Origin of the sequence: Enterobacter cancerogenus (genome assembly GCF_019047785.1) — a bacterium.
GTDB lineage: Bacteria > Pseudomonadota > Gammaproteobacteria > Enterobacterales > Enterobacteriaceae > Enterobacter > Enterobacter cancerogenus.
This window is the reverse complement of sequence record NZ_CP077290.1, coordinates 1,238,915-1,258,761: the sequence shown is the minus strand read 5'-3', so window position 1 is coordinate 1,258,761 and position 19,847 is coordinate 1,238,915. Positions and strand designations below refer to the sequence as shown.

At 55.6% G+C, this 19,847-nt stretch carries 18 protein-coding genes; 12 read left to right on the top strand and 6 right to left on the bottom strand.

The annotated features are described in order from the left end of the window. The first annotated feature begins 4 nt into the window (after positions 1–4). The 4 genes from pxpB to nei are packed head-to-tail and all read left to right on the top strand — an operon-like array spanning position 5 to position 3,124. Positions 5–661 carry a 5-oxoprolinase subunit PxpB gene (pxpB, locus tag I6L58_RS05855; RefSeq protein WP_042321000.1) on the top strand — a complete coding sequence of 219 codons (657 nt, stop codon included), beginning with the start codon at positions 5–7 and terminating at the stop codon, positions 659–661. Next, entirely contained in the window at positions 655–1,587 is a 933-nt protein-coding gene (gene pxpC / locus I6L58_RS05850; RefSeq protein ID WP_006177187.1) for a 5-oxoprolinase subunit PxpC, read from the top strand. Before pxpB ends, pxpC begins: the two co-directional genes overlap by 7 nt. Next, on the top strand, positions 1,574–2,311 hold the full coding sequence (gene pxpA, locus I6L58_RS05845) for a 5-oxoprolinase subunit PxpA (protein ID WP_088207673.1): 738 nt from the start codon (positions 1,574–1,576) through the stop codon (positions 2,309–2,311). The genes pxpC and pxpA overlap by 14 nt, the downstream gene beginning before the upstream one ends. A gap of 21 nt (positions 2,312–2,332) precedes the next feature. Then, on the top strand, positions 2,333–3,124 hold the full coding sequence (nei, locus tag I6L58_RS05840) for an endonuclease VIII (protein WP_088207672.1): 792 nt from the start codon (positions 2,333–2,335) through the stop codon (positions 3,122–3,124). Between the two features lie 95 nt (positions 3,125–3,219). Here the strand turns inward: nei and I6L58_RS05835 are convergent, their stop codons facing one another. Together I6L58_RS05835 and I6L58_RS23115 are read right to left on the bottom strand one after the other, a co-directional pair. Continuing rightward, positions 3,220–4,503: a citrate synthase gene (locus I6L58_RS05835; protein WP_006177190.1), complete on the bottom strand. Its 1,284-nt coding sequence runs from the start codon at positions 4,501–4,503 to the stop codon at positions 3,220–3,222. 204 nt (positions 4,504–4,707) lie between these two features. Beyond that, positions 4,708–4,758, bottom strand: a complete 51-nt coding sequence (locus tag I6L58_RS23115) for a hypothetical protein (RefSeq protein WP_419181536.1) — start codon at positions 4,756–4,758, stop codon at positions 4,708–4,710. Between the two features lie 384 nt (positions 4,759–5,142). On the opposite strand from I6L58_RS23115, the gene sdhC reads away from it, so the two are divergent. The 8 genes from sdhC (at position 5,143) to sucD (ending at position 14,833) form a co-directional block, all read left to right on the top strand. Then, a complete protein-coding gene (gene sdhC / locus I6L58_RS05830) occupies positions 5,143–5,547 on the top strand; it encodes a succinate dehydrogenase cytochrome b556 subunit (RefSeq protein ID WP_006177191.1) in 405 nt (134 codons plus the stop codon). Then, on the top strand, positions 5,541–5,888 hold the full coding sequence (sdhD, locus tag I6L58_RS05825) for a succinate dehydrogenase membrane anchor subunit (protein ID WP_006177192.1): 348 nt from the start codon (positions 5,541–5,543) through the stop codon (positions 5,886–5,888). Before sdhC ends, sdhD begins: the two co-directional genes overlap by 7 nt. Further along, on the top strand, positions 5,888–7,654 hold the full coding sequence (gene sdhA / locus I6L58_RS05820; RefSeq protein ID WP_006177193.1) for a succinate dehydrogenase flavoprotein subunit: 1,767 nt from the start codon (positions 5,888–5,890) through the stop codon (positions 7,652–7,654). Before sdhD ends, sdhA begins: the two co-directional genes overlap by 1 nt. Before the next feature lie 15 nt (positions 7,655–7,669). Beyond that, a complete protein-coding gene (locus I6L58_RS05815) occupies positions 7,670–8,386 on the top strand; it encodes a succinate dehydrogenase iron-sulfur subunit (protein ID WP_058610547.1) in 717 nt (238 codons plus the stop codon). A gap of 260 nt (positions 8,387–8,646) precedes the next feature. Beyond that, a complete protein-coding gene (gene sucA / locus I6L58_RS05810; RefSeq protein WP_006177195.1) occupies positions 8,647–11,454 on the top strand; it encodes a 2-oxoglutarate dehydrogenase E1 component in 2,808 nt (935 codons plus the stop codon). A gap of 14 nt (positions 11,455–11,468) precedes the next feature. Beyond that, positions 11,469–12,683: a 2-oxoglutarate dehydrogenase complex dihydrolipoyllysine-residue succinyltransferase gene (odhB, locus tag I6L58_RS05805; RefSeq protein ID WP_088207670.1), complete on the top strand. Its 1,215-nt coding sequence runs from the start codon at positions 11,469–11,471 to the stop codon at positions 12,681–12,683. Positions 12,684–12,797: 114 nt separating this feature from the next. Then, entirely contained in the window at positions 12,798–13,964 is a 1,167-nt protein-coding gene (gene sucC / locus I6L58_RS05800; RefSeq protein ID WP_058610549.1) for an ADP-forming succinate--CoA ligase subunit beta, read from the top strand. Then, entirely contained in the window at positions 13,964–14,833 is an 870-nt protein-coding gene (gene sucD, locus I6L58_RS05795) for a succinate--CoA ligase subunit alpha (RefSeq protein ID WP_006177198.1), read from the top strand. The genes sucC and sucD overlap by 1 nt, the downstream gene beginning before the upstream one ends. An 83-nt stretch (positions 14,834–14,916) precedes the next feature. Here the strand turns inward: sucD and I6L58_RS05790 are convergent, their stop codons facing one another. The 4 genes from I6L58_RS05790 to I6L58_RS05775 all read right to left on the bottom strand — a co-directional run bounded on the left by I6L58_RS05790 (position 14,917) and on the right by I6L58_RS05775 (position 19,701). Then, positions 14,917–15,687, bottom strand: a complete 771-nt coding sequence (locus I6L58_RS05790; protein ID WP_088207669.1) for a hypothetical protein — start codon at positions 15,685–15,687, stop codon at positions 14,917–14,919. A gap of 10 nt (positions 15,688–15,697) precedes the next feature. Further along, on the bottom strand, positions 15,698–16,621 hold the full coding sequence (locus tag I6L58_RS05785) for a transporter (protein WP_088207668.1): 924 nt from the start codon (positions 16,619–16,621) through the stop codon (positions 15,698–15,700). A gap of 58 nt (positions 16,622–16,679) precedes the next feature. Continuing rightward, positions 16,680–18,635, bottom strand: a complete 1,956-nt coding sequence (locus I6L58_RS05780) for an alkyl/aryl-sulfatase (protein WP_088207667.1) — start codon at positions 18,633–18,635, stop codon at positions 16,680–16,682. 349 nt (positions 18,636–18,984) lie between these two features. Next, entirely contained in the window at positions 18,985–19,701 is a 717-nt protein-coding gene (locus I6L58_RS05775) for a GntR family transcriptional regulator (RefSeq protein WP_006177203.1), read from the bottom strand. Between the last annotated feature and the right edge of the window lie 146 nt (positions 19,702–19,847).

Genomic DNA, 19,847 nt, shown 5'->3' with positions numbered 1-19,847 from the left:
TTAAGTGCAGCGAGCGCGTTGTTATCTTCTGGGCGAAACCGCCGTGGTTCTGGAACTTGAACCACCGGTGACGCTTGCCACGCAAAAGCGTATCTGGCGGCTGGCCCAGCGTCTGCCGGAGATGCCGGGGGTGGTTGAAGCCATTCCGGGTATGAATAATATCACCGTGGTGCTGCGTCACCCGCACACGGGGGCGCTGGATGCCATTGAACGATTGCAGCGCTGGTGGGAGGAGAGCGAGGCGCTGGAGCCGGAGTCCAGATCCATTGAAATCCCGGTGGTTTATGGCAGGGAAGGCGGGCCGGATCTTGGTGTCGTGGCGCAACACAGTGGTTTAACCGAGAAGCAGGTGGTTGAAATGCATGCTTCGGTAAATTACGTGGTCTGGTTCGTTGGCTTCCAGCCAGGTTTTCCGTATCTGGGCGGGCTGCCGTCAGAGCTGCATACCCCCCGTCGCGCCGAGCCGCGCCTGAGCGTACCCGCGGGGACGGTGGCGATCGGCGGTGAGCAGACCGGCATCTACCCGCTTGCCTCGCCCGGCGGCTGGCAGCTTATCGGACACACGTCCACCCCATTATTTGAACCACGCCAGGATGCGCCAATACTTCTGCGTCCCGGCGACACCCTTCGCTTTATCCCGCAGAAGGAGGGGGTATGTTAACGCTTATTCGCGCCGGGCTTTACACCTCGGTACAGGATGCCGGGCGCTTTGGCATGCGCCAGTCCGGCGTGAGCTATTGCGGCGCGCTCGACCGGCCTGCGCTTGAAATTGCAAACGTGCTGGTGGGCAACCCCGGCAGCACGGCGGCGCTGGAGATTACGCTCGGACAGTGCGTGATTGAATTCGGCCAGGAGACCTGGTTTGCGCTTACCGGCGCAGGCTGCGATGCAACGCTTGACGGTAAAGCGGTCTGGACGGGCTGGCGTCTCAGGGCGCAAGCGGGCCAGCGACTGACCCTCAACCGTCCTTCGCACGGCGTACGCAGTTACCTTGCCGTCGCCGGAGGCCTTGACGTGCCTGACGTCCTTGGCTCGTGCAGTACCGACGCAAAAGCGGGCATTGGCGGGCATGAAGGACGCTTGCTGCGCGACGGCGATCGCCTGGCTATCAAGCCTGCGGATCGGCATTTTTCCACCGCCCAGGGCGTGAAGCAGCTGCTGTGGGGAAATCAGATCCGCGCTTTGCCAGGGCCGGAATATCATGAGTTCGACGCGGCGTCTCAGGCATCCTTCTGGCGCTCGCCGTGGAAGATCAGCCCGCAAAGTAACCGCATGGGCTATCGCCTGCAGGGGCAGCCGCTGACCCGCACAACCGACCGCGAGCTGCTCTCGCACGGCCTGCTGCCAGGCGTGATTCAGGTTCCACCGAACGGGCAGCCTATCGTGCTGATGAACGATGCGCAAACTACCGGTGGATACCCGCGTATTGCCTGCATTATTGAAGCCGATCGCTACCATCTGGCGCAGATCCCGCTTGGTCAGCCGATCCATTTTGTACAATGTACGCTGGAAGAGGCGCTCAAAGCCCGGCAGGATCAGCAGCGCTACCTGGAGCAACTGGCCTGGAGGCTGGATGGCAAAGATTGATTTAAACGCCGATTTGGGCGAGGGCGGCAGCGCGGATGACGCGCTGATGACGCTGGTCTCTTCGGTCAATATCGCCTGCGGTTTTCATGCGGGCGACGCGCAAACCATGCTGACAAGCGTGCGCAATGCCATCAAACACGGCGTGGCGATCGGGGCGCACCCGGGTTTTCCTGACAGGGCCAATTTTGGCCGAACGGCGATGGAGCTGCCGCCGGAGACGGTCTATGCCCAGATGCTCTATCAGATTGGCGCGCTGGACGCGATTGTCCGTGCGCAGCAGGGGGTGCTGTGCCACGTGAAGCCGCACGGCATGCTTTACAACCAGGCGGCAAAAGAGCCTGCTCTGGCGGATGCCATCGCGCGGGCGGTGCGGGACTATAATCCGCATTGCATTCTGGTCGGCCTGGCCGGCAGTGAGCTTATCCGCGCCGGCGCGCGTCTGGGCTTAACTACCCGCCAGGAAGTCTTTGCCGACCGGGGATATCAGGCTGACGGCAGCCTCGTCCCCCGCACGCAGCCGGGCGCGCTTATCACTTCTGAACCGCAGGCGCTGGCGCAGACGCTGGAGATGGTACGCCTGGGGCAGGTCACGACGATTGACGGCACAACGGCAAAGGTCCAGGCTGATACGGTCTGTTTACACGGCGATGGTGAGCATGCGCTGGCATTTGCGCGCCGCCTGCGGGCGGCCTTTGCAGAGCAGGGTATTCTCGTCAGCGCCTGACATCGCAATAAGGACAACACCATGCCAGAAGGTCCGGAGATCCGCCGCGCGGCGGATAACCTGGAGGCGGCGATAAAAGGCAAACCCCTGACCCGTGTCTGGTTTGCTTTTCCGCAACTCAAAAAATATGAATCAATGCTGGTGGGCCAGACGGTGACCCACATCGACACGCGCGGCAAGGCGTTGCTGACGCATTTCTCCCATAACCTGACGTTATATAGCCATAACCAGCTATACGGCGTATGGCGCGTGGTGAATGCCCACGAACAGCCAGAAACCACCCGCGTGCTGCGCGTCAGGCTGCAAACGGCAGATAAAGCCGTTCTGCTTTACAGCGCGTCGGATATCGACATGTTAACGCCGGAGCAGTTGCTTACGCACCCGTTCCTGCAACGCGTGGGGCCGGACGTGCTGGATATGCGCCTGACGGCCAGCGACGTGAAAGCCCGGCTGTTATCGCCCAAATTCCGCAACCGGCAGTTCTCCGGCTTATTCCTCGATCAGGCGTTTCTGGCGGGGTTAGGAAATTATCTGCGGGTGGAAATTCTGTGGGACGTTGGGCTGGCGGCGCAGCATAAAGCCTCACAGCTGAGCGACGCGCAGCTGGACGCCCTGTCCCACGCGCTGCTGGAGATACCGCGCCTGTCCTACAACACGCGAGGCAGGGTGGATGATAAAAAGCACCACGGGGCGCTGTTCCGGTTCAGGGTGTTTCATCGGGCGGGAAAAAAGTGCGAACGCTGCGGCGGGATAATTGAAAAGACAACGCTCTCGTCCAGACCGTTTTACTGGTGTCCGGGGTGCCAGAGGTAAAAGCAAAACGGCAACGAAAGTTGCCGTTTTTAATGTTTTCACCCTCTCCCTGTGGGAGAGGGCCGGGTGAGGGCATCAGGCCGCACCCAACGTTGTTAGCGCTTAATATCAGACTTAAAATCACGCTGCTCGTAGCCGGTATACAGCTGACGAGGACGGGCGATTTTCATGCCTTCGCTGTGCATTTCGTTCCAGTGCGCAATCCAGCCTACGGTACGCGCCATCGCGAAGATCACGGTGAACATGGAAGACGGAATACCCATCGCTTTCAGGATGATACCGGAGTAGAAGTCGACGTTCGGGTAGAGTTTCTTCTCGATGAAGTACGGGTCGTTCAGCGCGATGTGTTCCAGCTCCATCGCCACTTCCAGCAGGTCATCTTTGGTACCCAGTTCTTTCAGCACTTCGTGGCAGGTTTCACGCATCACGGTGGCGCGCGGGTCGTAGTTTTTGTACACGCGGTGACCGAAGCCCATCAGACGGAAGGAGTCATTCTTGTCTTTCGCGCGACGCACGAACTCAGGAATGTGCTCAACGGAGCTGATCTCTTCCAGCATCTTGAGCGCCGCTTCGTTCGCGCCGCCGTGCGCCGGTCCCCACAGGGAGGCGATACCCGCTGCGATACAGGCGAACGGGTTCGCGCCTGAAGAGCCTGCGGTACGGACGGTAGAGGTAGAGGCGTTCTGTTCGTGGTCAGCGTGCAGGATCAGAATACGGTCCATGGCGCGTTCCAGCACCGGGTTCACTTCGTACTCTTCGCACGGCGTGGAGAACATCATGCGCAGGAAGTTACCGGCGTAGGAGAGGTCGTTACGCGGATATACAAACGGCTGGCCGATAGAATATTTGTAGCACATCGCCGCCATGGTCGGCATTTTGGACAGCAGGCGGAACGCGGCAATATCACGGTGACGTGGGTTATTCACGTCGAGGGAATCGTGATAGAACGCGGCCAGCGCACCGGTGATCCCGCACATTACCGCCATCGGGTGAGAGTCACGACGGAACGCATGGAACAGACGGGTAATCTGCTCGTGGATCATGGTGTGACGGGTAACGGTGGTCCGGAATTCATCGTATTCCGCCTGGGTCGGCTTTTCGCCGTTCAGCAGGATGTAGCACACTTCCAGATAGTTGGATTCGGTGGCTAACTGATCGATGGGGAAGCCGCGATGGAGCAGGATGCCTTCGTCACCGTCGATGAAGGTGATTTTGGATTCGCAAGATGCGGTAGAGGTAAATCCAGGGTCAAAGGTGAAAACACCTTTCGAACCCAGCGTACGGATATCAATAACATCCTGACCGAGCGTGCCTTTTAGCACATCCAGTTCAATAGCAGTATCACCCCCGAGGGTGAGCTTTGCCTTTGTATCAGCCATTTACGGTCTCCTTAGCGCCTTATGCTTAAGACTGCTGTTCACCGGATTTGCCTTCAGCTGTTAATCACCGTTACCAGATTGTTATTTGGCTTACCGCTCAGCTCACGAGGCATAACCAGGGTACAGAGCTATGGCGCCTTGCAGGTAAACGAATGAAATATCAGTGAAATAACAGCAAATCAGTGTTTCAGCGGTCCGAATTATTCAAACCTGTATACCACTAATAACTGTCCTGATAACTTCGGTCAATACCATCACACTGTTACATAACTATTTGTCAGGTGAAAGAGAGACCTCATAACTTTTGCGCATTATATGCCTTTTCTGATGACGTTTGTAACAATATTGTTTAACATTTGTCAAATCAGATGATTAAAAATTAAAAAGATGTTGTTATCGTGACCCGGATCACTGTTCCAGAGAAAACCCGACAAACTGTATGTAGGTTAATTGTAATGATTTTGTGAACGGCCTATACTGCCGCCAGGTCTCCGGAACACCCTGCAATCCCGAGCCACCCAGCGTTGTAACGTGTCGTTTTAGCATTTGGAAGCAATGTTTTGCATGACGCGCAGTTATAGAAAAGGAACGCTGTCTGACCCGCATCGCAGTCCGGAGGAAGGAAACAATAAGAACAGCATGTGGGCGTTATTCATGATAAGAAACGTGAAAAAACAAAGACCTGTCAATCTGGATCTCAAAACGATCCGATTCCCTGTAACAGCAATAGCGTCCATTCTGCACCGCGTATCCGGTGTGATTACGTTTGTGGCGGTCGGTATTTTGCTGTGGCTACTGGGAACCAGCCTCTCGTCTCCTGAAGGATTCCTCCAGGCCTCCGCCATTATGAACAGCTTCTTCGTGAAATTTATCATGTGGGGCATTCTGACCGCGCTGGCATACCACGTCGTAGGCGGCGTACGCCATATGCTGATGGATTTCGGCTATCTGGAAGAGACCTTCGAGGCCGGGAAACGCTCCGCTAACATTTCATTTGTATTGACTGTCGTGCTTTCAATTCTTGCAGGAGTTCTCGTATGGTAAGCAACGCCTCCGCATTAGGACGCAACGGCGTACATGACTTCATTCTGGTCCGCGCTACCGCCATCGTCCTCACGCTTTACATCATCTATATGATCGGTTTCTTCGCGACCAGCGGCACGCTGACGTGGGAGCTCTGGAGTGGTTTCTTCGGATCGGCCTTCACCAAAGTGTTTACCCTGCTGGCGCTGTTCTCCATCCTTATCCATGCCTGGATTGGCATGTGGCAGGTGTTGACCGATTACGTTAAACCTCTGGCCATTCGCCTCCCTCTGCAGCTGGCAATTGTCGTTGCACTGGTGGTTTACGTTATTTATGGATTCGTTGTGGTGTGGGGTGTGTAATGAAACTGCCAGTCAGAGAATTTGATGCTGTCGTGATTGGTGCTGGTGGCGCAGGTATGCGCGCAGCGCTGCAAATTTCCCAGAGCGGCCAGACCTGTGCGCTGCTCTCTAAAGTGTTCCCGACCCGTTCCCATACCGTATCAGCCCAGGGTGGTATCACCGTGGCGCTCGGTAATACCCATGAAGATAACTGGGAATGGCACATGTACGACACGGTAAAAGGTTCCGACTACATCGGTGACCAGGATGCCATCGAATATATGTGTAAAACCGGCCCGGAAGCGATTCTGGAGCTGGACCACATGGGCCTGCCGTTCTCCCGTCTGGAAAATGGCACCATCTATCAACGTCCGTTTGGCGGTCAGTCGAAAGATTTCGGCGGCGAGCAGGCGGCACGTACCGCAGCGGCGGCGGACCGTACCGGCCACGCGCTGTTGCACACTCTGTATCAGCAAAACCTGAAAAACCACACCACCATCTTCTCTGAGTGGTATGCGCTGGATCTGGTGAAAAACGCCGATGGCGCAGTCGTGGGCTGTACCGCACTGTGCATCGAGACCGGTGAGGTCGTCTACTTCAAAGCGCGTGCAACCGTGCTGGCTACCGGCGGTGCAGGGCGTATTTATCAGTCAACCACCAACGCCCACATTAACACCGGTGACGGCGTGGGGATGGCTATCCGCGCGGGCGTGCCGGTGCAGGATATGGAGATGTGGCAGTTCCACCCAACCGGTATCGCCGGCGCGGGGGTTCTGGTGACGGAAGGCTGCCGTGGTGAAGGTGGCTACCTGCTGAACAAACACGGCGAGCGCTTCATGGAGCGTTATGCCCCGAATGCGAAAGACCTGGCGGGTCGTGACGTGGTGGCGCGTTCCATCATGATCGAAATCCGCGAAGGCCGCGGCTGCGATGGCCCATGGGGTCCACACGCGAAGCTGAAGCTCGACCACCTGGGTAAAGAGGTACTGGAATCTCGCCTGCCGGGCATTCTGGAGCTGTCCCGCACCTTCGCCCACGTTGACCCGGTTAAAGAACCTATCCCGGTTATCCCAACCTGCCACTACATGATGGGCGGCATTCCGACCAAAGTGACCGGTCAGGCGCTGACCGTGAACGAGCAGGGCGAAGACGTGGTGATCCCTGGCCTGTTTGCCGTCGGCGAAATCGCCTGCGTGTCGGTACACGGCGCTAACCGTCTGGGCGGCAACTCCCTGCTGGACCTGGTGGTGTTTGGCCGTGCGGTGGGCCTGCATCTGCAGGAATCCATTGCCGAGCAGGGCGACCTGCTTGACGCTACCGACGCTGAAATCGATGCCTCCCTCGAGCGCCTCAACCGCTGGAACGGCAACCGTAACGGTGAAGATCCGGTGGAAATCCGTAAAGCGCTGCAGGAATGTATGCAGCACAACTTCTCGGTATTCCGTGAAGGCGACGCGATGGCGAAAGGCCTTGAGCAGCTGAAAGCGATCCGCGAGCGTCTGAAAAATGCCCGTCTGGATGATACCTCCAGCGAGTTCAATACCCAGCGCGTTGAGTGTCTGGAGCTGGATAACCTGATGGAAACGGCCTACGCCACTGCGGTGTCGGCAAACTTCCGTACCGAAAGCCGTGGCGCGCATAGCCGCTTCGACTTCCCGGATCGTGATGACGAAAACTGGCTGTGCCATTCCCTGTATCTGCCAGAGTCGGAAACCATGACGCGTCGTAGCGTTAACATGGAACCGAAACTGCGTCCGGCATTCCCGCCGAAGATTCGTACTTATTAATGCGGAGACAGGACAATGAAACTCGAATTCTCAGTTTATCGTTATAACCCGGATGTAGACGATGCGCCGCGTATGCAGGATTACACCCTGGACGCGGAAGAAGGTCGTGACATGATGCTGCTGGATGCCTTAATGCAGCTGAAAGAAAAAGATCCGACACTGTCGTTCCGCCGTTCCTGCCGTGAGGGGGTGTGTGGCTCCGATGGCGTGAACATGAACGGAAAAAATGGCCTGGCCTGTATTACGCCAATTTCAGCGTTGCAGCGTCCTGGTCAGAAAATTGTTATCCGTCCTCTGCCAGGCCTGCCGGTCGTGCGCGATTTGGTGGTAGACATGGGGCAATTCTATGCACAATATGAGAAGATTAAGCCTTACTTGTTGAATAATGGGCAAAATCCTCCTGCTCGTGAGCACTTACAGTCACCCGAGCAGCGTGAAAAACTCGATGGATTGTATGAGTGTATTCTCTGTGCATGTTGCTCGACGTCGTGCCCATCGTTCTGGTGGAACCCGGACAAATTTATCGGCCCGGCTGGTCTGCTGGCTGCCTATCGCTTCCTGATCGATAGCCGCGACACCGAAACCGATAACCGTCTGGAAGGATTAAGTGACGCTTTCAGCGTATTCCGCTGCCATAGCATCATGAACTGCGTCAGTGTGTGTCCTAAGGGGCTGAACCCGACGCGCGCCATCGGCCATATTAAGTCGATGCTGCTGCAGCGCAGTGCGTAAGTCATAAGAGGGGGCGCTGTTCCCCTCACCCTAACCCTCTCCCCAAGGGAGAGGGAATAGATTGCAGGAAATCTTTAAAAACTGCCGACGACATTCCCCCTCTCCTATGGGAGAGGGTCGGGGTGAGGGGAAACCCTTAAGACAGTTTCTAAAGGTTCCTTCGCGGGCCAGAAAGAGCTCGCAGGTGAACCCCGGCACGTACGTGTTGTACGTGGTAGTTTCTACGGCGAAAGTAAGCATAAAATGCTTAAGGGATCACGATGCAGAACGGCGCAATGAAAGCCTGGCTGGACTCTTCTTACCTCTCTGGTGCAAACCAGAGCTGGATAGAACAGCTCTATGAAGACTTCTTAACCGATCCTGACTCAGTGGACGCAAACTGGCGTTCCATGTTCCAGCAGTTGCCTGGTACAGGGGTCAAACCGGATCAATTCCATTCCAAAACACGTGATTATTTCCGTCGTCTGGCGAAGGATGCCTCACGTTACTCTTCTGCGATTTCCGACCCTGACACCAATGCGAAGCAGGTTAAAGTCCTGCAGCTTATTAACGCTTATCGCTTCCGTGGTCACCAGCATGCGAATCTCGATCCGCTGGGACTGTGGCAGCAAGAACGTGTGGCGGATCTCGATCCGGCCTTCCACGATCTGACCGAGGCCGATTTCCAGGAAACCTTTAACGTAGGTTCGTTTGCCATCGGCAAAGATACGATGAAGCTGGGCGAGTTGATTGACGCGCTCAAGCAGACTTACTGCGGCTCCATCGGCGCGGAATATATGCACATTACCTCCACCGAAGAGAAGCGCTGGATCCAGCAGCGTATCGAATCCGTGGCGGGGCACGCCACCTTCTCTCATGAAGAGAAAAAGCGCTTCCTGGGTGAGTTGACCGCAGCAGAAGGGCTTGAGCGCTATCTGGGCGCAAAATTCCCGGGCGCAAAACGCTTCTCGCTGGAAGGCGGCGATGCGTTAGTCCCGATGCTCAAAGAGCTGATCCGCCATGCGGGCAAGAGCGGCACCCGTGAAGTGGTGCTGGGCATGGCGCACCGTGGTCGTCTGAACGTGCTGGTCAACGTGCTGGGCAAAAAGCCTCAGGACCTGTTCGACGAATTCGCGGGTAAACACAAAGAACATCTCGGCACCGGTGACGTGAAGTACCACATGGGCTTCTCGTCAGATATCGAAACCGAAGGCGGTCAGGTTCACCTGGCGCTGGCGTTTAACCCGTCGCACCTCGAAATCGTAAGCCCGGTCGTCATTGGTTCGGTGCGCGCGCGTCTGGATCGTCTTGACGAGCCGAGCAGCAATAAAGTGCTGCCGATTACCATTCACGGTGATGCGGCGATTACCGGTCAGGGCGTGGTTCAGGAGACCCTGAACATGTCCAAAGCGCGGGGTTACGAAGTGGGCGGTACCGTTCGCATCGTGATCAACAACCAGGTGGGCTTCACTACCTCTAACCCGCTGGATGCGCGTTCTACGCCGTATTGTACCGACATCGGTAAGATGGTGCAGGCGCCAATCTTCCACGTCAACGCGGACGATCCGGAAGCAGTGGCCTTCGTCACCCGTCTGGCGCTGGACTACCGTAATACCTTCAAACGCGACGTGCTGATCGACCTGTTCTGCTACCGCCGTCACGGCCACAACGAAGCTGACGAGCCAAGCGCAACCCAGCCGTTGATGTACCAGAAAATCAAAAAACACCCAACGCCGCGCAAAATTTATGCCGACCGGCTTGAAGCCGAAAAAGTGGCGACGCTGGAAGATGCGACCGAGCTGGTCAATCTTTACCGTGACGCGCTGGATGCAGGTGAATGCGTTGTGAAAGAGCTGCGTCCGATGAACATGCACTCCTTTACCTGGTCGCCGTACCTCAACCACGAGTGGGATGAGAGCTACCCGAACAAGGTCGAGATGAAGCGCCTGCAGGAGCTGGCTAAACGCATTAGCACCGTGCCTGACGCTATCGAGATGCAGTCTCGCGTAGCAAAAATCTATGGCGATCGCCAGTCCATGGCGGCAGGTGAGAAGCTGTTCGACTGGGGCGGGGCGGAAACGCTGGCCTATGCCACGCTGGTTGACGAAGGTATCCCTGTTCGTCTTTCCGGTGAGGATGCGGGTCGCGGTACCTTCTTCCACCGCCACGCGGTTGTGCATAACCAGACCAACGGTTCAACCTATACCCCGCTGCAGCACGTGCATAACGGTCAGGGCCAGTTCCGGGTCTGGGACTCCGTGCTGTCTGAAGAAGCGGTTCTGGCATTCGAGTACGGTTACGCGACCGCAGAACCTCGCACCCTGACCATCTGGGAAGCGCAGTTTGGTGACTTCGCCAACGGTGCGCAGGTGGTTATCGACCAGTTCATCTCTTCTGGCGAACAGAAGTGGGGCCGTATGTGTGGCCTGGTGATGCTGCTGCCACACGGTTACGAAGGGCAGGGACCGGAGCACTCCTCCGCGCGTCTGGAGCGTTATCTGCAGCTCTGCGCCGAGCAGAACATGCAGGTCTGCGTACCATCGACCCCGGCTCAGGTTTACCACATGCTGCGTCGTCAGGCGCTGCGCGGTATGCGCCGTCCACTGGTGGTGATGTCGCCGAAATCGCTGCTGCGTCATCCGCTGGCGGTGTCCAGCCTCGACGAACTGGCGAACGGCACCTTCCTGCCGGCCATCGGTGAAATCGACGAACTGGATCCGAAGGGCGTGAAGCGCGTTGTGATGTGTTCTGGTAAGGTTTATTACGACCTGCTGGAACAGCGCCGCAAGAACGATCAGAAAGATGTCGCCATCGTGCGTATCGAACAGCTTTATCCGTTCCCGCATCAGGCGATGCAGGAAGTGCTGAAACAGTATGCTCACGTCCATGATTTTGTCTGGTGCCAGGAAGAGCCGCTCAACCAGGGCGCATGGTACTGCAGCCAGCATCATTTCCGTGAAGTGATTCCATTTGGGTCTGCCCTGCGTTACGCAGGTCGCCCGGCCTCCGCCTCTCCGGCGGTAGGGTATATGTCCGTTCACCAGAAGCAGCAACAAGATCTGGTCAATGACGCGCTGAACGTCGATTAATTAAAGGATACATAATGAGTAGCGTAGATATTCTTGTTCCCGACCTGCCTGAATCCGTAGCAGATGCGACTGTTGCCACCTGGCATAAAAAACCGGGCGATAGCGTTAAGCGTGATGAAGTGCTGGTAGAAATCGAAACTGACAAAGTGGTACTGGAAGTACCGGCATCGGCGGATGGCATTCTGGACGCAGTGCTGGAAGATGAAGGTACAACCGTCACCTCTCGCCAGATCCTCGGTCGCCTGCGTGAAGGCAACAGCGCGGGCAAAGAGTCGAGCGCCAAAACGGAAGAGAAAGCCTCTACCCCGGCGCAGCGTCAGCAGGCTTCTCTGGAAGAGCAGTCTAACGACGCGCTCAGCCCGGCGATCCGTCGTCTGCTGGCCGAGCACACTCTCGACGCGTCCGCCATCAAAGGCACCGGCGTGGGTGGTCGACTGACCCGTGAAGACGTTGAGAAGCATCTGGCGAAAGCGCCTTCTGAAGCGAAAGCGCCTGCGACTGCACCAGCAGCACAGCCTGCTCTGGGTGCCCGTAGTGAAAAACGCGTGCCGATGACCCGCCTGCGTAAGCGTGTGGCCGAGCGTCTGCTGGAAGCGAAAAACTCTACCGCGATGCTGACCACCTTCAACGAAGTGAACATGAAGCCCATCATGGACCTGCGTAAGCAGTACGGTGACGCGTTTGAAAAACGTCACGGTATCCGTCTGGGCTTTATGTCCTTCTACGTGAAGGCGGTGGTTGAAGCGCTGAAACGCTACCCGGAAGTGAATGCCTCTATTGATGGCGACGACGTGGTTTATCACAACTACTTCGACGTCAGCATGGCGGTATCGACCCCGCGTGGTCTGGTCACGCCGGTTCTGCGCGACGTAGACACCCTGGGCATGGCAGACATCGAGAAGAAAATCAAAGAGCTGGCCGTGAAAGGCCGTGACGGCAAGCTGACCGTCGACGACCTGACCGGCGGTAACTTCACCATTACCAACGGCGGCGTATTTGGTTCGCTGATGTCCACTCCAATCATTAACCCGCCACAGAGCGCGATCCTCGGCATGCATGCCATCAAAGATCGTCCTATGGCGGTAGACGGTAAAGTTGAGATCCTGCCGATGATGTACCTGGCACTCTCTTACGATCACCGTCTGATCGACGGCCGCGAGTCCGTGGGCTTCCTGGTCGCCATTAAAGAGCTGCTGGAAGACCCAACGCGTCTGCTGCTGGACGTGTAGTAGTTTTGCATCACCTGCCCTGTAGGCCGGATAAGCGTAGCGCCATGCGGCGCTCAGAACGCGCCGGTCTACAGGTTAAAAGATAACGATTACCCTGAAGGATGGATAGAACACATGAACTTACATGAATATCAGGCCAAACAGCTGTTTGCCCGGTATGGCTTACCGGCTCCGGTGGGTTATGCCTGTACTACTCCGCGTGAAGCAGAAGAAGCCGCTTCCAAAATTGGCGCTGGCCCGTGGGTAGTTAAATGTCAGGTTCACGCTGGTGGCCGTGGTAAAGCGGGCGGTGTGAAGGTTGTTAAGAGCAAAGAAGAGATCCGCGCGTTCGCTGAACACTGGCTGGGCAAGCGTCTGGTGACGTACCAAACGGATGCCAACGGCCAGCCGGTAAACCAGATCCTGGTTGAAGCTGCGACCGATATCGCAAAAGAGCTGTACCTGGGCGCGGTTGTTGACCGTAGCTCCCGTCGCGTGGTGTTCATGGCGTCTACTGAAGGCGGCGTGGAAATCGAAAAAGTGGCGGAAGAGACCCCGCACCTGATCCACAAAGTGGCTATCGATCCGCTGGCAGGCCCTATGCCTTACCAGGGACGTGAGCTGGCGTTCAAACTGGGTCTGGAAGGCAAGCTGGTCCAGCAGTTCACCAAGATCTTCATGGGTCTGGCGAATATCTTCCTCGAGCGCGACCTGGCGCTGATCGAAATCAACCCGCTGGTGATCACCACGCAGGGCGACCTGATCTGCCTCGACGGCAAGCTGGGTGCAGACGGCAACGCGCTGTTCCGCCAGGCCGATCTGCGCGAAATGCGCGACCAGTCTCAGGAAGATCCGCGTGAAGCGCAGGCTGCACAGTGGGAACTGAACTACGTGGCGCTGGATGGCAACATCGGCTGCATGGTTAACGGTGCGGGCCTGGCAATGGGCACCATGGACATCGTTAAGCTGCACGGTGGCGAACCGGCAAACTTCCTCGACGTGGGCGGTGGCGCAACCAAAGAGCGCGTGACCGAAGCGTTCAAAATCATCCTCTCTGACGACAACGTGAAGGCCGTTCTGGTGAACATCTTCGGCGGTATCGTTCGCTGCGACCTGATTGCCGACGGCATTATCGGTGCGGTGGAAGAAGTGGGTGTTAACGTGCCGGTGGTTGTGCGTCTGGAAGGTAACAACGCTGAACTTGGCGCGAAAAAACTGGCTGACAGCGGCCTGAATATTATTGCAGCGAAAAGTCTGACGGATGCAGCTCAGCAGGTTGTTGCCGCAGTGGAGGGGAAATAATGTCAGTTTTAATTAATAAAGATACCAAGGTTATCTGCCAGGGCTTCACCGGTAGCCAGGGGACTTTCCACTCCGAACAGGCGATTGCCTACGGTACGCAGATGGTTGGCGGCGTGACGCCAGGTAAAGGCGGCACCACGCACCTGGGCCTGCCGGTATTTAATACCGTGCGTGAAGCGGTAGAAGCGACGGGCGCGACCGCGACCGTGATCTACGTTCCGGCACCGTTCTGCAAAGACTCCATCCTGGAAGCGATCGATGCGGGTATCAAGCTGATTATCACCATCACCGAAGGTATCCCGACGCTGGATATGCTGACCGTGAAGGTCAAGCTGGATGAAGCGGGCGTGCGTATGATTGGCCCGAACTGCCCAGGCGTCATCACCCCGGGTGAATGCAAAATCGGCATCATGCCAGGCCACATTCACAAGCCGGGCAAAGTGGGCATCGTTTCCCGCTCTGGTACCCTGACTTATGAAGCCGTTAAGCAGACCACCGACTACGGTTTCGGCCAGTCCACCTGTGTGGGCATCGGCGGTGACCCGATCCCTGGCTCTAACTTCATCGACATCCTGAAGCTGTTCCAGGAAGATCCGCAGACCGAAGCGATCGTGATGATCGGCGAGATCGGCGGAAGCGCGGAAGAAGAAGCGGCTGCTTACATTAAAGAAAACGTGACCAAACCGGTTGTGGGCTATATCGCAGGCGTGACTGCGCCGAAAGGCAAACGTATGGGTCACGCAGGGGCGATTATCGCCGGCGGTAAAGGGACCGCAGACGAGAAATTCGCAGCACTGGAAGCCGCAGGCGTGAAGACCGTTCGCAGCCTGGCGGATATCGGTGAAGCACTGAAATCCATCATTAAGTAAATCCTCTCTGCTCTCTGAATGGGGAGCTTGATATAACAAAATGTCCGTTTCGACATGGTTGGCCGCTGAAAAGCGGCCTTTTTTTACATTACAACGCTGACGCCAGCAAAAAACGTCAGCTCGGGCTGATAATCGCCTTTATGCGCCACCGTCCACTGCGGCTCAAGGAACGCGCTCACCACATTTGATCCCACGCTCCAGGCTCGCCCTCCGCCAAGCCCCACGGGAATGGCGTAGTCATCAGTCTCCATGTTCCAGGTCCAGATCCCCGACGTACGCAGATACCAGCCCTCCGGCATTTTGAGGACCATGATCGGCTGAAACGTACCGGTTTGGACGTCGTCGCGATCGCTGTCGCCCGCCACGCTCGTTTGCCACTGGACAAGCGTGCCCGCCATCCAGACGGGCGTCGATTTGATGGCAATGGCCGAGAGGCCCGCCTGCCACTTGCCGGTGCCGGTATCGTCGTGCGCAGCGGAGTTGGCGGTTAACAGAGGGCCGATGCCCAGCTTAATGCCGTCCTGCTTGAGCAGAAAAATGTCAAAGAGGTTGATATCGCCGAGTCCCGTTGCGTAGCCGCCACCCGGCTGCGGTCGTGTGGCAAGCGGCACCGTCATGCGTAAAATCTGCGGTACCGGCACCAGATCGTTCGCTGCAACGGGCGTGGTCATCCGGAAAAGGGTGTCGTTGGTATGACGGTCGCTGCCGTAAAGCTCAGGCGTGTAGTAGTCCTGTAACGCCACGGAGGTGGAAAGGTGCAGCGGATTAGTGGCCTTTTCTATCGCGTCATCGGTGGCGGCACCGCTTGATAGCGGTATAAGAAGCGCGACGAGGCAAGGAAAGAAATAGCGCATCGTCTTCTCCTTACCAGAGATACTGGAGTCTGAATGTCCAGGTAGCGACATCCGGCGACCCCTCACGCCGATCGACGGTATCGGTATACGCCACCATGCCGCCAAAATGCGGGCTAAGCATAAAGCCCACCGTTCCACCAAGCAGAACGTTTTCCTGCTCATCGTCCTGAAGCACGCCGTCTACGCGCGTTTCGCCGCCTTTGGCCCAGCTGCCGTCCAGTGAAAGCCAGAACGCAGGGGAGAGAGTGTAGCTCCAGTGCCCTTCCAGTGCGTACAGCGGACGCTGTTCAAGCCTGCTGTTTTGCTGATACTCCTTGTTATCCGTATAAAAATTGATCCAGCTGTTTAGCTCGATCCAGCTGTGACCAACAGGGGTGCCGAACGCCAGTTCGGGCTTAAAGCCCCAGCGGTTAGCGCCAATGTTAATTGTATTATTACGGTCATAATCCCCGGTGGGCAGCGTGAGCCAGAACGCCGCGCTGAGGAAGGTCTCCGGCTTCCACTGACGGAACTGTTCTTCACTAAGCGCGGGCGCGCCAAACAGGTTATGGGCGAAAATAACCTGCGTATCGCCGATATTTTCATGCTCCAGCGAGCCGGTGAAATAGCGGGAATTATCCAGCGAGGCGCTCACGCTGGCGTAAGGCTGAATGATCTGGATGGCGGAAATGCGCCCGTCAATGTCAAACGTGCGCGCGTAACGGAATATATAAACGTCCGCATCCACGCTAACGCCATCGACCGGCAGGGCACTACTGATATCGGTGTTGCTTTTAACGTTATTGTAATAGCCAAAAATAAGGTTTTTATCCTTCGGTAAATTTTGCCAGTCGCGCGCATTATCAGCCTTCGCAACCAGCGGCAATAAAATGAGGAGTAAACCACATAATAAAACTATCAGTGCGACAATCAGACTTTTACTGGAGCTTCGCATAGCGCCTCCTTATTTATAAAAAAACCTCCCGCGTAGTTAAGGCGGGAGGTGCCAGAGGTTAAGGGGTCACAATATTAAACATGGAAGGGAATACGTCGATCAGGGAAAGCAGTTGTTCACAGGCATCCGGGTTGCCCTTTAATTCAACCGATTTATTACGCATAGCCTCATTTAGCGAAGTGGCTTTCGTGAGCAGATGCGAGAAATTGACGACGTCAGAAGTCAGGGTAAAGGCCGGGTCGTTAAATGGCTTATTTTTGTGATAAACAATAACGCTATTATTTAACGCGATCCCATAGGTTGAACCCTCTGAAACCTGCCAGTTAAAGTGCAGGGTTTTATTGTTGGCTTTCGGTCCATTAAGCGCAACGCCCATATAATCCAGCAGCGCTTCAGGTTCAATGCGCGCCGTCAGTTCGCTGTCGAGCGTACTTGAGACCGGAATAGCCGGAACGCCATCACGCAACTCTTTCGCCCCTGAGAGATACTCATTGCGCCAGATAGCGTTTTCACTCTGGTAAGCAAGCTGGGTGAAGACCTCTGCCTGCAGCGCTTTGGCCTGCTTGTTATCCGGCTCGGCGAAAATGAGGTGATTCAGCAGCTGCGCGGCCCAGCGATACTCGCCGCTGGACATCGCCTGTTTGGCACCCTCAAAGACCTTTTTCGCGCCGCCCATCATGTGGATATAGCGAGGGGCGGATTTCACATCGGGTAGGGGCTGAAGTTTTGCCGGATTGCTGTCATACCAGCCCATATAGTAAATGTACATGGCTTTGGCATTGTGGCTGAGTGAGCCGTAATAACCGCGGTTCTTCCAGCTTTTTGCCAGCGAATCAGGCAGCGTCATGTTCTCGGCGACTTCCTCCATGTTGTAGCCTTTGTTGATGAGGTTAAGCGCCTGGTCATTGATGTATTTATACATATCGCGCTGAGCCGCGATGTAAGATTTCACCCGGGCATTGTTCCATACCGGCCACAGATGCTGACTGACGGCGATCTCCGCTCTATCGCCATATTTATCGAGCACATAATTGAGCGCTTTCCACCAGTTAACCGCGCTGCGGGCCTTCGCGCCGCGCAAGGTGTATAAGTTGTGCATCGTGGCGTTGAAGAGTTCTGAACCATTCAGAACTTTCATTTGCGGGAACCAGAGCATCATCTCTGACGGTGCCTCGGTGCCGGGGGCTAAAATAAACTCCACCTCCACGCCGTCGATAGTGACCCGTTTACCCGATTCGTTAACAATATAGGTGGGGGGGATGAGCGAGTTGCGCCCAATGGCAATGCTTTTACCGATGCCGTCGTCAACGTGCCCCTGTGGACCCTGCTTCACCATCATGCCGTACATAAACAGCGCCCGCCGGCTCATGGCGTTCCCGGCCAGCAGATTCTCGCTGGAAGCCTCCTCCATAAAACCTTCCGGGGCGAATATTTTCACTTTCCCCGCGTTGACGTCGGCTTCCGACACAACACCTGTCACACCGCCAAAGTGGTCAAGATGGCTATGAGAGTAAATGACCGCGACCACTGGCTTTTTCGGGCGATGCTGATAATAGAGTTCAAGCGCAGCGCGCGCTGAATCCGGTACGACAAGCGGATCGATAATAATAAGCCCGCTGTCGCCCTCGATAATGGTCATGTTGGAGATATCCAGCCCGCGGATCTGGTACATCCGGTCGGTAACCTTAAACAGGCCGGCAATGTTCGTGAGCTGGGCGTGCCGCCACAGCGACGGGTTAACGGTGTCCGGGGCTTCGCCTTTTAAAAACGACCAGTTGTCGAGATTAATTACGGTTTTGCCCTGGTCGTTTTTAATCATTTGCGGGGACAGCGAGGCGATAAATCCCCGTTTTGCGTCTTCTATATCCTGTTTATCGTTGAAGTCGAGCTGCTGATATACGGCGGCGTTCATCTCTTTCGTGTAGGCCGAAGCGGGTGGGGCGGTGTCTTCGGCATACAGGTAACCGCTCCCAATCAATCCAGCGACTAATAAAGCCATTTTTCCATATTTCATTTCTCTTTTCCTTTTACGTGGAGATAACACCGTCAAGGATAAGAAATGCAAATGTCGCTGAATGGAAATTATATCGCGAGAGTAGAATGGATTGTCTGGCGGAAAAAGAAAAGAGGCTAAGATATCATCGTGTTGAATATATTACCGCAACGCAGGCGGGGCAGTAAATGTTGGCTTGAAATAATCGGCCTGGTGGAAATAAAATGTGATGGGCTTAGCGTAAAATATATTGTCTGGATGAATGTCTAAACTTTGTTGTTTTACAAAAGGCTACACAAAGAAATAATTTAAGCCGAAAAATATTAAAGCGTTGTGTTGTTATTGCTAACTAACGTCAACGCTCAGGGTGCTAATGCAAACGCTTTGCTACCAATGTGAAATGATAGTCATCGCTATTAAAGATATTTCGGCTGTATTCAAACAGACGTCCGTCCTGTAAAAAGCCGCGGGAAATTTTTTCCAGAACCGGTTTATGCGGATCGATTCCCAGAAGCCTGACGGTCTCCGCGTCGGGGACGATCGGCACGATTTCCTGCTCGCTGCGATCGATCACCATCTTTTTGACCTGCTCGATATAATGATATTTGGAGTTTTCCATCACCTCCCAGGTCAGATCGGCAAACAGTGCCAGCGGCATCCAGGTTTCTTCGAGATTCACCGGTTTATGTTTGATAAAGCGCACGCGTTTGACGTGCCAGACTTTCTCTTCAGGCATCAGATCCAGTTTTTGGGCCAGCCAGGCATCGGCTTTTATCACCTCAAAAATTTTGACGTCGCTGTGCGTGGCAATGTTTCTGTCGGCCAGTTTCTCGTAAAAGCCCGTGAGCTGGTAGATATCGTAATTGACGCGCTCCTCTTTCACATACGAGCCGCTGCCCTGAATGCTTTCGATGATGTGCTCTTCGGTGAGGAGCTTCAGGGCCTGCCGGACCGTAACCCGGCTGACGCCAAAGGTCTGCTGGAGAGCTGACTCCGTCGGTAGCGCATCGCCTGGCTTCAGCTCACCGCTGGCGATTTTTTCACGCAGCGCGTCGGCTATCTGCCGGTACATCGGTTTAGTGCCCATTTTGATTGATCCAATCAATACCTTTTCAAGGAATTATGCCTTCCGGCAAAAAATTGTAAATAATACAACTTAAATACAAATTATCAGGGTTAGTGAAAATGATCACATAAATGTATTGTTATGTCTGCCACAATCGATCCTCACCA